A 15,993-nucleotide genomic window follows, 5' to 3' on the forward strand; every position below is an offset into this window, starting at 1 on the left:
CTAAGTTAAAGACCTTTATAATATATAATCAGTACTCACAAAATTAGAAAGTTTGGCTTCCAATAAATTCTGAATTATTTCAGTATTTAACTCATTGTCTTTAAATGCTACAAAAGTTCTAATAGAGAACGAACGTAATGCATCATGAACACTTAAGGTTGCTTGTGCAGAATCTTTTCTTCCCGTAAACGGGTATACATCTGGTCCTCTTTGGCAAGAACTATTTAAATTTACACGACAAACCAAGTTTACCAAGGTATCTATTAATGGAGAAAGTGCATAAACATCTTTACCGAATAGGCTTACTTGTTGACCGTAATTACTTTCTGCCATATCATCTAAAGGTTCTTCAATATCAGAGAATGGTACTATAGGGATAATAGGTCCAAATTGCTCTTCTTGATACACACGCATGTCTTTAGTAACTGGGTAAAGAACTGCAGGCCATATATAATTATCAAAATGCTTACCTCCTTTTTTGTTGATGATTTTTGCACCTTTTGAAAGCGCATCATCAATTAAACCTTGAATATAGGCAGCCTTATCAGGTTCTGGTAATGGAGTTAATTTTACTCCGTCTTCCCAAGGATTTCCAAATTTCAACTCATCTACTTTACTGGCAAAATTCTTATTGAACTCCGCACTGATTTCTTCATGAACATACACCACTTTCAATGCAGTACAACGTTGACCGTTAAAAGACAAGGTACCTGCCAGACATTCATTTATGGTTAAATCTAAATCGGCATCTGGTAAAATAATTGCAGGGTTCTTAGCCTCTAGACCTAGTACTAAACGTAATCTATTGCTCTTTGGGTGTTGATCCTGTAGCGCATTAGCAGATTTACTATTACCTATTAAAGCCAGTACATCTACTTTACCCGTTTGCATAATTGGTGCAGCAACAGTTCTACCGCGACCAAATAACACATTTACCACACCTTTGGGAAAACTTGTTTGAAAAGCTTCTAAAAGTGGAGTAATCAATAAAACACCATGCTTTGCAGGTTTAAAGATGGTGGTGTTCCCCATAATAATTGCAGGAATCAACAAAGCAAAAGTTTCATTTAACGGATAGTTGTAAGGTCCTAAACATAATACAACACCTAAAGGTCCTCTTTTAATATGCGCATACACACCATCATGTTTCGTAAACTTTGCAGCATCACGATCTAATTGCTTATAGTCTTCAATAGTATCTTCAATATATTCAACGGTACGGTCAAATTCTTTCTGAGAATCCGGTAAAGATTTACCAATCTCCCACATTAACAATTTAACTACCTCTTCTCTTTTAGTTTTCATTTTTGTAACGAAAACCTCCATACATTCAATACGGTCTTTAACATGCATTGTTGGCCACACTCCTTGCCCTTTATCATATGCTTTTAAGGCACCATCTAAGGCATCTAAAGCTTCTGCCTCTTGCAAATCTGGAATACTGCCCAATAATGTTGGTTTGTATTCTTTTGTTGAAGAAATGGTAGAATATACTTCTGTAGTCTCACCCTTCCATTCCTTTAATTCTCCGTTGACCAAATAATGTTTTTGGTCTATAGTTGATGTAATTTGAAATTCTTCTGGAATCTTAATATCGCTCATTTCATTTTCTATTTTGTACTATGATTGATAATTGAATTATAGATTGATTTCTAAAAAATACTAGAAATTGAATCTGTTGTATTAAAAGTAGTTTAAACCAAATATTCAAACAAGTCCGGTTTATCATTTATATATTCTCCATAGAAATTGTTAGATTTCATACGTTCTATCAATGGCTTCAAGTCGTCCGGATTCTTTAATTCTATACCTACCACTGCCGGAGCATTTTCCCTGCTAGATTTCTTTGAATACTCAAAATGCGTAATGTCGTCCGTAGGTCCTAGAATATCAACCACAAATTCTTTTAACGCACCTGGTCTTTGAGGGAATCTAATGATAAAATAATGCTTTAGTTTTCCATATAATAATGCTCTTTCCTTAATTTCAGCCGTTCTAGTGATATCATTATTACTTCCACCAATAATACACACTACATTTTTACCAGCAATTTCTTCTTTATAATTATCTAAAGCTGCAATAGATAAAGCTCCAGCAGGTTCAACCACAATAGCATCTCTATTATAGAGATCTAGAATAGTTTGGCATGCTTTGCCTTCATCTACCGTAATCATATTATCTAAATAATAGTTACAGATAGCATAGGTTAAGTTACCTACTTTTTTGACCGCTGCACCATCAATAAACTTATCTATATGATCAAGCGAAACTACTTCTCCCGTATCTATTGATGTTTTCATAGACGGAGCACCTTTTGGTTCTACCCCTATTATTTTAGTATTAGGCGAAAGCTCACTAAAAACACTAATAAGTCCAGAGGCTAGACCACCACCGCCAATGCAAACGAAAAGATAATCAATAGGTATTTTTGATTGCGAAATCAACTCAAGACCAACTGTAGCCTGACCCTCTATAATTTTAGGGTCATCAAACGGATGTACAAATATCTTCCCATGTTTATCACCATAAGTTCTAGCTGCCATTGAGGCATCATCAAAAGTATCGCCTTCCAAAACTATTTCAACCCATTCGCCACCAAACAGTTTCGTTTGTTCAACTTTTTGCTTTGGTGTAACAGAAGGCATATAAATAGTACCCTTGATTTTTAAATGAAAGCAAGCGAATGCCACACCCTGGGCATGATTACCTGCACTTGCACAAATCACCCCTTTTGCCCGTTCTTCTTCAGTTAAGGAGCTTATTTTATTAAAGGCACCTCTAATTTTATAAGAACGTACTCGCTGTAAATCTTCACGCTTTAAACGAACTTGACAGTTGTATTGTTTTGACAAACGAATACTATCTGTTAGCGGAGTTACTTCTGAAATTTCAGAAATGGTTTGTGCAGCTTGTAAAACATCATCTAATTTTGGAAAATATGCCGGCTTTGTCCCTTTCATATTATTTGCATTCTGTAATTAAAAAATTATAACTAGCATGAAACCTAAATTGTCCGCTTGAGAACATTTCTTTTAAAATTACAACCTAATAAATGGTCATAACTTTTAGAATGCACCCAACCGGACAATAGGTATATCTATAAAATATAATTACTCTATACGATAGGCTTCATTGCTGTCATTGACTCACGTAAACGAGTACCAACTATTTCTACCGGATGCGTACGTAATGCCTTATTTATAGCAATTAACTGTGCATTATCAACGTCATTATCAATATCTCCAAAGAAGTTAGTACCAATTACATCAGTATCAATTCCCTTCATGAAGTCAGTCAATAAAGGTTTACATGCATGATCAAAAAGATAGCAACCATATTCAGCTGTATCAGAAATAACACGGTTCATTTCAAATAATTTCTTGCGAGCGATGGTATTTGCAATTAACGGAGTTTCGTGTAAAGACTCATAGTATGCAGACTCAGCAATAATACCAGATTCAGTCATTGCCTCAAAAGCCAACTCAACACCCGCTCTTACCATGGCTACCATTAACACACCGTTATCGTAAAACTCTTGCTCGGTAATCTCTTGGCTACCTGCAGGAGTTTTCTCGAAAGCAGTTTCACCAGTTGCAGCTCTCCACGTTAATAAGTTCTTATCATCATTTGCCCAATCTTCCATCATCGTTTTTGAGAAATGACCGGTCATAATATCATCCATATGCTTTTGGAACAACGGACGCATAATATCTTTTAATTCTTCTGATAATTCAAATGCCTTTACTTTAGCAGGATTTGAAAGACGATCCATCATATGCGTAATACCACCATACTTCATTCCTTCGGTGATAGTTTCCCATCCGTATTGGATTAATTTAGAAGCATATCCAGCATTAATTCCTTTTTCGATCATTTTGTCAAAACAAAGAATAGATCCTGTTTGTAACAAACCACAAAGAATAGTTTGCTCGCCCATTAAATCTGATTTTACTTCAGCTACAAAAGAAGACATTAATACACCTGCTCTATCGCCACCAGTACCAACAGCATATGCTTTAGCCTGCTCTAATCCTTTACCCTGAGGGTCATTATCTGGGTGAACCGCAATTAATGTTGGTACACCAAAACCTCTTTTATATTCTTCACGTACTTCTGATCCCGGACATTTTGGAGCAACCATAATAACGGTGATATCTTCACGTATTTGCATACCTTCTTCAACAATATTAAAACCGTGAGAATAAGAAAGTGTAGCACCTTTTTTCATTAATGGCATTACCGAACTAACAACAACGGTATGTTGTTTATCTGGAGTAAGGTTTATTACAACATCAGCAGTAGGTATTAATTCTTGATAAGTACCAACTGTAAATCCGTTTTCAGATGCATTTACAAAAGATTGTCTTTTTTCTTTTATAGCAGCATCACGAAGCGTGTAAGAGATATCTAAACCAGAATCCCTCATGTTCAACCCTTGGTTCAACCCTTGTGCACCACAACCTACGATTACAATTTTTTTGCCTTTTAAAGCATTTACGCCATCTGCAAACTCAGACGAATCCATGAAGCGGCATTTTCCAAGTTGCGTTAATTTATCTCTTAATGATAGCGTATTAAAATAATTGGCCATTTTGTATTTACTTTATTTGATTATTGTTTAGATTCTCTATTTAAAATTCTTTTAGTATAGCTGAAATTTTCATTTCATCTTTAGTAACCGATATACGGCCAGATCGTACGAACTGCATAATGCCATAAGGTTTTAATTGATCATGCATTACATCAATTTCATTTCTTCTACCGCTTTTTGCGATTACAAAAAAGTCTCTTGATACTGTAACAATCTGTGCATTGTTATCTTTTATGATGTTCTGAATTTGACGCTCGTCAAACAGAAGTCCCGATGCTATTTTGAACAAAACTGATTCTTGATAAATAGTTTCATCATCAGTATGATAATATGCCTTTATAACCTCAATTTGTTTTTCTATTTGACCGACAATATTATGCACCCACTTTTCAGTAGTATATGCTACTATCGTAAATTTAGAAACATCGTCAATTTCTGACTTAGATACATTTAAACTTTCAATATTTATATGTCTCTTTAAAAATATACCTGAAATCCTGTTCAGTAATCCAACATTATTTTCTGAATATACTGATATTGTAAACCATTGATTTTCCATAAGCTTTCATTACCTACTCCTTTTTAAAAAGGATTTTATGGTGTCATTATTATTTATCCTTACTACTTCTTTACGGCCATTATTAAGCCAGTAGACCAATTCATTTTGGTCAATTGTAAATCTTCACGTTGTTCTAAATATGCAGTCAATTCAATAACATTATCTTCATGACCGGTTGGCCAATTGGGTTGCTTAGTCATATCATCGATAATGTAAAATCCGCCAACCTGAAGTAAATCCAAAACCTCATCAATTTCACTATACTTACCTGGCCAAGCATCGGCAAAAATCAAATCGAATTTTGCACCTGAATATTCCTTGATCCAATCAGCTCCATCTTTGCAAACAACCTCAACTCTATCATCATCACCAAAATAACTGGAAGCGATAGAAATTAATTCTTGATCGTTATCTACGGATATCAATTTAGAATCAGCATCCATACCTTCAATCATCCAAGAAAGACTAAGACCAATACCAGTTCCAATTTCTAAAAAATTGCCATTTGGTTTAGAGGCTATTAAGGTTTTGAGAAAGCTACCAACGTACAGGTCTGAAGGCATCGTAAATCCGATTTCCTCAGATTTACGAGTTATCTCCGTATGTATTTTAGGAATGTCCTGTATGTTCGTATCGTTCATGAGATTGTTATTGCTGCTATTTCAATCTAACTTCAGAAACCGAAGCTCCAGAAGGTATCATAGGAAATACATTATCTTCTTGCTCAACCTTAACCTCTAAGAAATAAGGTTCTTTAGAAGCCATCATTTCTTGAATGGTAGATTTTAAATCTTTACGTTCAGATATTCGTTTTGCTTCAATGCTATAACCTTCAGCTATTTTTACAAAATCAGGATTCACCATTACGGTAGATGCATATCTTTTTTCAAAGAACAACTCTTGCCATTGGCGAACCATACCTAAATGCTCATTGTTTAAAACAACAATCTTAACAGGTACTTTATGTTGAAAAATTACACCCAATTCTTGAATGGTCATTTGATAACCGCCATCACCAATAATAGCAACCACTTCCCTATCCATAGCGCCCATTTTAGCACCTATAGCTGCTGGTAAAGCAAAACCCATAGTACCTAATCCGCCAGAGGTGATATTACTTTTAGATTGAGAGAATTTAGCATATCTACAAGCGATCATTTGATGCTGACCTACATCAGAAACGATAACTGCTTTGTTATTTGAAGCCAAATTAATTTCTTCGATGACCTCACCCATAGTTAAACCATCTTTAGTTGGGTGAATGTCATTCTTTATAATCGTATCGAACTCAATTTTATATTTCTCTTTGAAGATATTATGCCAAGCATCATGCTTATTTTCATTTACTAGTGGCAGTAACAACCCTAAAGTTTCTTTTGAGTTACCTAAAACCGCGACATCTGCATGCACATTCTTATTTATCTCAGCAGGGTCAATTTCAAAGTGAATTACTTTAGCTTGTTTTGCATAAAAATCTAAATTACCAGTTACACGATCATCAAAACGCATACCTATGGCAATAAGCAAATCGCATTCATTGGTCAAAACGTTAGGACCATAATTACCATGCATACCTACCATACCTACATTTAATGGATGAGAAGTATCTAAAGCCGAAGCTCCCATAGTAGTCCAAGCTGCAGGTATACCCGACTTTTCAACTAAAGCTTTCAACTCTTGCTCAGCCTTACCAAGAATAACACCTTGCCCCCATACGATAAATGGTTTTTTGGCGCTGTTGATTAAATCTGCAGCTGATTGAATATCACTTATTTTTGGTTTTGGAACCGGCTTATAACTACGCACAGCAGTACATTTCTCATAAGAGAAATCGAAAGCATCTATTTGTGCATTTTTAGTAATATCAATTAATACCGGACCTGGCCTACCAGATTTAGCAATGTAAAATGCTTTCGCCATTACTTCTGGTATTTCAGAAGCTTCGGTTATTTGATAGTTCCATTTCGTTACCGGAGTAGAAATACCAATAATATCAGTTTCTTGAAAAGCATCGGTACCAAGTAATTGTCTAGTAACCTGACCTGTAATACAAACCATTGGAGTTGAATCTATCTGCGCATCTGCAAGACCTGTCACCAAATTTGTTGCTCCAGGACCAGAGGTTGCTATTGCAACACCCACTCTACCTGAAACACGAGCATACCCTTGAGCAGCATGCGTAGCACCCTGTTCATGTCTAGTAAGAATATGCGTTAACTTATCTTGAAACTTATATAGTTCATCGTAGACGGGCATAATTGCGCCACCAGGGTAGCCATACATTGTTTCGACCCCTTCGGCCAACAAACAATGAATTATTGCCTCTGCTCCAGAAATCTTAATAGTTTTCTTGGAATCTGTACCTTTTTTCTTCTCTTTTACTGTTTCCATAATTAATAATCAAATTCAAGTATTGCATATAAGAGTTACAATAGCCTGATATTAAAATCCTACTAGAACTAATTAAAATCTAGTCGGTGTTATTTAAAATTCATCGGTAACACAACCTTTAGATGCTGAAGATACCATACGGGCATATTTGTATAGACTTCCTCTTTTCACCTTTAATTCCGGCTGTTTCCAATTCTTTTTTCTTTCCGCTAATTGCTCATCCGTTAGGTTAACCGAAATCTCATTCTTCTCCGCATCAATGGTAATGATATCTCCGTCCTCTAACAAACCGATTGCACCACCTTCTTGTGCTTCAGGAGCAACGTGACCTACCACAAAACCATGTGTGCCACCAGAAAAACGACCATCTGTAATCAAAGCAACATCTTTACCTAGCCCTGCTCCCATAATAGCTGCAGTTGGCTTTAACATTTCTGGCATACCCGGTCCTCCTTTTGGTCCTTCATAACGGATAACCACAACATCACCTTTTTTCACTTCACCTCTACCGATACCTGCATTCGCAAGAAACTCGTCATTATATACTTTTGCCGGACCAGAAAAATACAATCCTTCTTTACCTGTAATTTTTGCCACAGCACCTTCTGTGGCAAGGTTACCATAAAGAATACGTAAGTGACCAGTTGCTTTTATAGGATTACTAAGTGGTTTTATAACTTGTTGGTGTTCTAATAAACCAGGAACATCAGCTAAATTCTCAGCAATTGTTTTACCTGTAACGGTTAGACAATCTCCATGTAGCATATCATTATCTAGCATAAACTTCATGACGGCAGGTACGCCACCTACACGGTGAACATCTTCCATTAAGAATTTACCACTTGGCTTTAAATCTGCCAAGAATGGCGTAGTATCACTAATTTTTTGAAAATCATCTAAGGTGAAATCTACATCAGCAGCTTTAGCTATTGCTAAAAAGTGAAGTACAGCATTCGTTGACCCACCTAAAAGTGTCAGCAAACGAATAGCATTCTCCATAGATTTACGGGTAATGATATCGCTTGGCTTAATATCTTTTTCCAAAAGGGTTCTTAAAGCTTTACCAGAATTTATGGCATCGTACTGCTTGTTTTTACCTATTGCAGGGTTAGAAGAATTGTAAGGCATTGCCATACCCAAAGCTTCAATAGCCGATGCCATAGTATTGGCAGTATACATACCACCACAAGCACCTGCACCTGGACAAGCGTTCTGGATAACACCTTTGTAATCTTCTTCATTCATAGTACCGGCAACCTTCTCTCCCCATGCCTCAAAAGCAGATACTACATCTAATTTTTTATCTTTAAAACAACCCGAAGCAATGGTACCGCCATAAACTAAAACAGATGGTCTATTTAAACGAATCATTGCCATAAGTGCACCAGGCATATTCTTATCACAACCTACAACAGTAACCAAACCATCATAATTCATCGCTTGAACCACAGTCTCCATAGAATCGGCAATAATATCTCTAGAAGGCAAAGAATAACGCATACCGTATGTACCCATAGATATACCATCACTTACACCGATAGTATTAAATACAAGCCCGACTAAACCGCTACCATTGACACCAACTTTAACTTCCTGTGCCAAATCATTTAAGTGCATATTACAAGGGTTACCCTCATAACCTGTACTACCAATACCAATTAATGGTTTCTTTAAATCTTCTTCAGTTAAACCTATAGCGTAAAGCATTGCTTGTGCTGCAGGCTGTGTTGGATCTTGGGTTACATTCTTACTATGTTTGTTCAACTCCATAATATAATTCTCGTATGCTTATCTTGATTTTTCAAAACTCCTTAATCAAAGATAAAAGTTTATAAAAATTTCTAATTTTAACAATATTTGACAATACAAATTCATTTTATCGAAAATGAACTTAATACACTGAATATCAAATATTTATATAGACATTATATACCATATTCAAAACTGATTGATATTATTCTTGTCACACAAAAAAACCTGTATCAAATAAATCTGATACAGGTTTTTCCATTTTATGAAAAACTATATCATCCCCTTGAAGGAATGACAATGACTAGTTTAATATTTATATTTAATAATTTCACATTACAATATTACTGAAAAAATGGCTGATAAATAAGTCCTTAACAAAATCTATATAAAAAGTATCAAATCATACCAATTTAAAGCTAATAGAATCTCCTCCTTTTTTTTGCGCTAGAACACATATCGCCTTATCTGTCAATTGAACAGCCCTAGGGTAACCGCCAGTAGTTTGACCGTCTTTCATTAACACAATAAGCTTCCCTGCGGGTGTCAACTGTACCGTACCAGGTATAGTTGCAGACGTAAGCATTGAAATTGTATGTGCCTGTATAGTTTCGGACAATTGATATGCCATTCTATTGTTCTCATGTGCAACAGTAAATGTTCTAGAGAAAATTTCTTCTAATTGCTTATCGTTTAAAATATCAAATTCTGGTGCTTTATTTACCTCAAGTATACAATCATCTAAAAACGATGCTACCTTGATCTCCGATATTTTTGGTTCAAAATCTTCATGCTCCGAATAAGGCACAACATCATTATCGATTAGTCTATTTAATTTAGTAATTGGTTTATAAAAAGACTTACTTCCTAATATTGTTTTAGTATTAAATCCGCCTTTTACAGCGAGGTATGATCTAAATCCTTTTTCTAAACGACCAAATGAAAGTATATCCCCTTCTTTAATTACATATACTTTATAATTCTGAATAGGCAGGTTATTAAGGGTAGCAGACATTTTTGCCCCACCAAGCGCTATATACGTTTCTTTTTCGAAGATTAATGTTGGTCCAGTCATCGTAATCTCTAATACAGCAGATGACTCATAATTTTCTAATAAAGAGTTTACTTTAAAAACGGACATTTCGTCCATAACTCCAGATACGGGGACTCCTTTATTTCTATAATGAAATCTACCGGAGTCTTGTATAGTAGTATAAAAACCTGCTTTAAGTACTTTAAGCATCTATCTTAATTTTTTCAGGTTCATATATACCCACTTCTGCTTCTATTATATTAAGGTTATGTTCTGCTTTAGATATTTTATAAAACTCAATTTTATCGCCTACACTTACAAAACAAGGGGTTTCTTTTGACGCATCAAAAATAGGTACAGCACAATTACCGATAATATTCCATCCACCAGGAGACTCTTGCGGATAAATACCCGCCTGCTTACCAGCAATACCTACTGCACCTTTTACCACTCTTGACCTTGGTGTAGCTTTTCTTGGCATTTCCAATTTTTTATCAATACCGCCCAAATACATAAAACCAGGTAAAAACCCGATACCAAAAACGGTATATGTAGCACCTGTGTGCAAGGCAATAATCTCTTCTTTCGTTTTATGCAGTTGATTTGCTACTTCCTCTAAATCTAGACCAAACTCCAAATCATACGAAACCGGTAATCGCCACAAATATCTATCAGGTTTAGGTGACTCTTTTAATTGTAAGTACCACTTATGTATGTCAGAAGATAATTTCTGGAAATCAAGTTGTTTAGTCCTATTTATAATTAAAAGAGAATTATAAGAAGGTACCAACTCCCACTCTTTATTCGTAAACACTTCTTTAGTTAAAAACCTTTCGAAATGTAATATCTTTTCTAATATGATTTCACTGACCTCATTCGGCCATTCTATTAAGACAGAATGGACGCCAAACGGTTTAATATTTATTTTAGGGGAATTCACGATTTTACTTATAGATTATGATGTGGCAATTCATTTGAAAGATACACCAAAATTTGCAATGCAGCAGGGGTATCACCATGAATGCAGTAGGTATCTGCTTCAATAGTTACATAATTGCCATTTATTGTATTTACCACCTTATCATTATACATGCGTAAGATATGGCTCAACACCTCTTTACCAGTGGTAACCAAAGCATTCTTTTCTTTTCTTGACACCAAACTTAAATCATCATTATAATTTCTATCTGCGAAGGCTTCTACCAAAACTTTAAATCCGTTTTTAGTTGCCAATTTTTGAATGACGCTGTAAAAAGGAACATATAACAAGGCAGTATGTTTATAAGGTGCTATCGCTGTTAAAAAAGTTTCTGCCAAATGTTCATCTTTAGCTATATCATTATACAAAGCGCCATGGGGCTTAATATGATGTAATGTGATATTAATTTCTTCTCGCACAGATTCAAATAACTCCATTTGAGTTTGAATACTTTTAATAAGCTCATCACTAGAAATTGACATACTAACACGCCCAAAATTTTCTATATCTGGATACGAGGGATGCGCACCAACCTTAACTCCATATTTTTTTGCCAGTTCTAAGCATTGCATAATAGTTTCTTTTGAACCTGCGTGACCGCCGCAAGCAATATTACAAGAGCTTATCATGGGAAATAGGTCTTTCTCGTTCCCTATACCCTCCCCTACATCGCAATTAATATCAATAACTTTTTTCGTCATCTATAAAATACCTAAAACGGTTAGTATACTTTTAGCACCCAATAAAACGGAAAGAAGAATAATTAGTCCGCCGAAAATATTCTGCAACATAGAGTTCTTATATTTTCCCATCACTCCCGCTCTATTTACAACCCATAATAAGAATACCGCAATAACGGGCAATAACAATCCATTTGTTATCTGTGCGAATTTTATAATCTCAATAGGTTTTATTCCAAATGATAAAAAGAAAACACCAAGCCCTAAAATAATCATCCAAATCATTCTAAACTTAGCATCTTTAAATCGAGCATTCCAACCAAAGCAACTATTGGCTACATAAGCTGCAGCTAAAGGCGCCGTTATTGCCGAAGTAATACCTGCTGCACACATACCTATTCCTAAAAAATATAAAGCAGCGGAACCATACAATGGCTCTAAAGCTTTCGCCATATCTATTACATTATTAACTTCAGTTGAATTAATAGCCGCAGCGGAAATAATAATACTGACAGATACCAGACCTCCTAATATAATAGATACCAAAGTATCTCTTTTTGCCAATTTCAGATCATCTTTAGATTTCCATTTCTCACTGACCAAGGCGGCATGTAAAAAAAGATTATAAGGAACAACGGTAGTACCTACCAAAGCAATTATGGTAAGAATACCTTTTTCAGGAATTGTAGGCACAAATAGTCCTTTAATTAATCCCCAAATATCTGGCTTGGTCAAAATAGCCGTCATAACAAAAGATAAACTCATAATAAGCACAAGAACAATAAACACTTTCTCCAGGGCTTTGTAACTACCTAGATATAATAAGAGAAAAGCAAGACCTCCTAATATAAAAGGATATAAATTACCGTATGCCGCACCAAACAACGCCTCCATACCCAATGTAGCCCCACCTATATTACCTGCTTCATAGGAAGCATTGCCTATAATAATAGCAGAAAAGATAAGAGCAATGACACTGTTACGAATCCATGGATTATGCAGCTCTTGTTTAATTACATCTGCCAATCCCTTTTGTGTTACTATACCTAAACGCGCTGACATTTCTTGGAGAATGTAAGTTGCTATAATAGATAACAACATGGCCCACAACAAACTAAAGCCAAAATGGACGCCTGCCAAAGTGCATGCCGCAACCGTTCCTGGTCCAATAAACGCGGCAGCCACTAGTACTCCCGGACCTAATTTCTTAAACATCTAGTAAATTTATCGTTCTTGTAAATATAATTGGTAATTCTGACTTTACTCACCATACTCAGCATCATTTTCACCACAATTTTAACATTTCAAAATGCCGTTAATCTAAAAAAATGCAGTTCGTCTAAAACTCGGGTGTCGTTCATCGAGGTTACATAATAATCCAAAAAGAACTAGGTTATAGCTATCCCCAAACCTTAAACTTAACCTATTAATGATTTGTTTAGAATGTAAAAAAGAACTCGGTTATTTAGACCACAAAAATGCAATGGAAAGTGCAGGCGTTGAGCTATGTATGAAGCATCACGAACGTATTAAATTATTGATCAATAAACATAATACACCTTTAGAGGCCATTCAACTTTACTACGCTCTTAAAGAAGCGGGAGTAAATTCAATGCTCGAATGGTGGGATGGCAAAAAATCTATTGATATCGCTATTTCTCGTGTAAAGCTAAATATTGAAATTGATTCTGAATACGACAAGCTTACAGAACACGAAGCCATCAACAACTTAGAAGAAGCTATGCATTCTTTTAAAAATGGATTTACTACCATTAGAATTCCGCACATTGTAGTACGTTATTATTTAAATGAAACAGTCAACAATATTATTGGAATAATGGAAGGCTTAAAAGCCAACATAAAAGTAATTAACTAAAAAAACGGATATGGAAAATTCTAAAAAAGCATTTAGAAATCCCATTAGGGCTGCCATTGCAACCCTATTGTTAGGACTAGTGATGCGAATACTTCACTTACCTTATTCTAAAGGAATAATTTTCATATCCTTTGCTACAATACTTGTTTTATATACAGTTCGTTTTTTAAGAAAAAATGAAAAAAAGACTGTAGACTTAATAAAAATGGCACTAGTACTTTTTTGGACCACTAATGGCTTATTAACTATTTTAAACTTTACCCATACCCTATTTTTCCAAATAGGAACTGCATTTACTTTTATTGCATGGTTTGCAATGGAAGGCACTTCTTATTTTATGTCAAAAGAAGGAGAGGTCAAGAATAGCGTGACCGAGATTATATGGAATTTTGTAATGGTTATTGGTGTAATAACTCTTATCTGTGGCGGATTAATGCATTTATTAAGTTGGGATTATGCTATACCCACGCTTACACTTGGTCTTACAATTGTTACGAGTTACATACTAAAAGATATTTTTACCGCACCGAAAAGTAACGAAGACGACATTAATAATGAGGAGTTATTTTCTTAAAAGAATTCTCCAAGTTGTAAAATTTTACCCCAACCAACCCTCTCTGTCGAGTGAACGGTATTGAATGGCCTCTGAAATATGATTACCGTTCAATGCCTGCTCACCGGCTAAATCAGCAATAGTTCTTGCTACTTTTAAAATTCTATCGTAAGCCCTAGCAGAAAGATTCAACCTTTCCATCGCATTTTTCAACAAAGCTTTAGACTTATCATCTAATTTGCAATATTCTCGAATTTGTTTTGTATTCATTTGCGCGTTGTAGTGAATAGTATCTATTGCTTCGAATCGTTTTGTTTGTATTTCACGAGCAGCGGTAACACGCTTTCTAATTTCTACACTACTTTCTCCTTTTCTTTCTTCTGATAACTTTTCAAACGGTACCGGAGTAACTTCAATATGAATATCAATTCGGTCTAAAAGCGGACCAGATATTTTACTTAAATAACGTTGCATTTCTGCAGGTGATGAAGTCACAGGTGCATCTGGATCATTGAAATAACCACCCGGACTAGGGTTCATACTTGCCACTAACATAAAACTACTCGGATAATTTACAGTAAAACGTGCACGAGAAATAGTAACCTCCCTATCCTCTAACGGTTGACGTAATACTTCTAAAACACCACGTTTAAATTCTGGTAATTCATCCAAGAATAATACTCCGTTATGCGAAAGTGATATTTCTCCGGGTTGGGGATATGCTCCGCCACCGACAAGCGCGACGTCTTAAATTGTGTGATGAGGGCTCCTGAAAGGTCTTTGACTCATCAACCCCATATTCTTGATTTTACCGACTACACTATGAATTTTAGTGGTTTCCAAAGCTTCATGCAATGTCATAGGTGGTAAAATAGAAGGTAACCGCTTTGCTAACATCGTTTTACCGGCACCAGGAGGACCAATTAAAATTATATTATGACCGCCGGCAGCCGCTATCTCCATACAGCGCTTAATACTCTCTTGACCTTTAACATCAGAAAAATCAAATTCTGGAAAATCAAGATTTTTATAAAACTCTTCTCTAGTATCTATAATCGTTTGCTCAAGTGGAATGCCTTGATCAAAGAATTCTAAAACTTGTTTAATATTATCTACTCCATATACTTTTAAATCTCCAACAATAGCAGCTTCTTTAGCATTAGCGGTTGGTAAGATAAAACCAGTAAAACCTTCTTCCTGCGACTTAATAGCTATTGGCAGAGCTCCTTTTATAGGCTGTAGACTACCATCTAAAGACAATTCGCCCATGATGATATACTTCTCTATATTCTCTGATTTTATCTGACTAGATGCTGCTAAAATACCAATTGCCAAGGTAAGGTCATATGCAGAACCTTCTTTACGAAGATCTGCAGGTGCCATATTTATAGTAATTTTTTTACCTGGAATTTTATATCCGTTATTCTGTAGTGCAGCAGCTATTCTATAATTACTCTCTTTTATTGCATTGTCAGGCAGCCCTACTAAATGATAACCAATTCCCTTGACAATATTAACTTCTACAATAATCGTTGTGGCTTCAACACCAAATACCGCACTCCCATAAACTTTTGTAAGCATT

13 protein-coding genes and 1 pseudogene are annotated in these 15,993 nt (G+C 35.5%); 2 read left to right on the forward strand and 12 right to left on the reverse strand.

From position 1 onward, the window contains the following. Positions 1–15: 15 nt before the first annotated feature. The 11 genes from ACJJVP_RS16510 to ACJJVP_RS16560 form a co-directional block, all read right to left on the reverse strand. A complete protein-coding gene (locus ACJJVP_RS16510; RefSeq protein WP_396634709.1) occupies positions 16–1,602 on the reverse strand; it encodes an NADP-dependent glyceraldehyde-3-phosphate dehydrogenase in 1,587 nt (528 codons plus the stop codon). Positions 1,603–1,694: 92 nt separating this feature from the next. Beyond that, positions 1,695–2,960 carry a threonine ammonia-lyase gene (gene ilvA, locus ACJJVP_RS16515; RefSeq protein WP_405415391.1) on the reverse strand — a complete coding sequence of 422 codons (1,266 nt, stop codon included), beginning with the start codon at positions 2,958–2,960 and terminating at the stop codon, positions 1,695–1,697. 155 nt (positions 2,961–3,115) lie between these two features. Further along, positions 3,116–4,591 (reverse strand): ketol-acid reductoisomerase, encoded by a 1,476-nt coding sequence (gene ilvC, locus ACJJVP_RS16520; RefSeq protein ID WP_405415394.1) that lies wholly within the window; start codon positions 4,589–4,591, stop codon positions 3,116–3,118. A 40-nt stretch (positions 4,592–4,631) separates the two neighbouring features. Next, the gene (gene ilvN / locus ACJJVP_RS16525) at positions 4,632–5,150 is read right to left on the reverse strand and encodes an acetolactate synthase small subunit (RefSeq protein ID WP_405415395.1); all 519 of its coding nucleotides are present in this window, start codon (positions 5,148–5,150) and stop codon (positions 4,632–4,634) included. A gap of 62 nt (positions 5,151–5,212) precedes the next feature. After that, complete coding sequence (locus ACJJVP_RS16530; RefSeq protein ID WP_405415398.1) at positions 5,213–5,791, reverse strand: O-methyltransferase; 579 nt, start codon at positions 5,789–5,791, stop codon at positions 5,213–5,215. A 16-nt stretch (positions 5,792–5,807) separates the two neighbouring features. Beyond that, positions 5,808–7,541, reverse strand: a complete 1,734-nt coding sequence (gene ilvB, locus ACJJVP_RS16535) for a biosynthetic-type acetolactate synthase large subunit (RefSeq protein WP_405415400.1) — start codon at positions 7,539–7,541, stop codon at positions 5,808–5,810. A gap of 93 nt (positions 7,542–7,634) precedes the next feature. After that, a complete protein-coding gene (gene ilvD, locus ACJJVP_RS16540; protein WP_405415402.1) occupies positions 7,635–9,311 on the reverse strand; it encodes a dihydroxy-acid dehydratase in 1,677 nt (558 codons plus the stop codon). Between the two features lie 382 nt (positions 9,312–9,693). Then, positions 9,694–10,533, reverse strand: coding sequence for a biotin-dependent carboxyltransferase family protein (locus ACJJVP_RS16545; protein ID WP_405415404.1), 840 nt, complete (start codon positions 10,531–10,533; stop codon positions 9,694–9,696). Then, positions 10,526–11,263: a 5-oxoprolinase subunit PxpB gene (pxpB, locus tag ACJJVP_RS16550; protein WP_405415406.1), complete on the reverse strand. Its 738-nt coding sequence runs from the start codon at positions 11,261–11,263 to the stop codon at positions 10,526–10,528. Before pxpB ends, ACJJVP_RS16545 begins: the two co-directional genes overlap by 8 nt. A gap of 8 nt (positions 11,264–11,271) precedes the next feature. Beyond that, the gene (pxpA, locus tag ACJJVP_RS16555) at positions 11,272–12,003 is read right to left on the reverse strand and encodes a 5-oxoprolinase subunit PxpA (RefSeq protein ID WP_405415409.1); all 732 of its coding nucleotides are present in this window, start codon (positions 12,001–12,003) and stop codon (positions 11,272–11,274) included. Continuing rightward, the gene (locus ACJJVP_RS16560; protein ID WP_405415411.1) at positions 12,004–13,197 is read right to left on the reverse strand and encodes an Nramp family divalent metal transporter; all 1,194 of its coding nucleotides are present in this window, start codon (positions 13,195–13,197) and stop codon (positions 12,004–12,006) included. A 214-nt stretch (positions 13,198–13,411) separates the two neighbouring features. Here ACJJVP_RS16560 and ACJJVP_RS16565 point away from each other — a divergent pair, with 214 nt between their 5' ends. Both ACJJVP_RS16565 and ACJJVP_RS16570 read left to right on the forward strand, forming a co-directional pair. Next, the gene (locus ACJJVP_RS16565) at positions 13,412–13,858 is read left to right on the forward strand and encodes a hypothetical protein (RefSeq protein ID WP_405415414.1); all 447 of its coding nucleotides are present in this window, start codon (positions 13,412–13,414) and stop codon (positions 13,856–13,858) included. Positions 13,859–13,868: 10 nt separating this feature from the next. Then, complete coding sequence (locus ACJJVP_RS16570) at positions 13,869–14,432, forward strand: hypothetical protein (RefSeq protein WP_405415415.1); 564 nt, start codon at positions 13,869–13,871, stop codon at positions 14,430–14,432. A gap of 24 nt (positions 14,433–14,456) precedes the next feature. Here the strand turns inward: ACJJVP_RS16570 and ACJJVP_RS16575 are convergent. Continuing rightward, positions 14,457–15,992 (reverse strand): annotated as a pseudogene (locus ACJJVP_RS16575) (YifB family Mg chelatase-like AAA ATPase). Position 15,993: the final 1 nt, after the last annotated feature.

Source organism: Maribacter sp. Asnod1-A12 (assembly GCF_045063735.1).
Taxonomy (GTDB): Bacteria; Bacteroidota; Bacteroidia; order Flavobacteriales; family Flavobacteriaceae; genus Maribacter.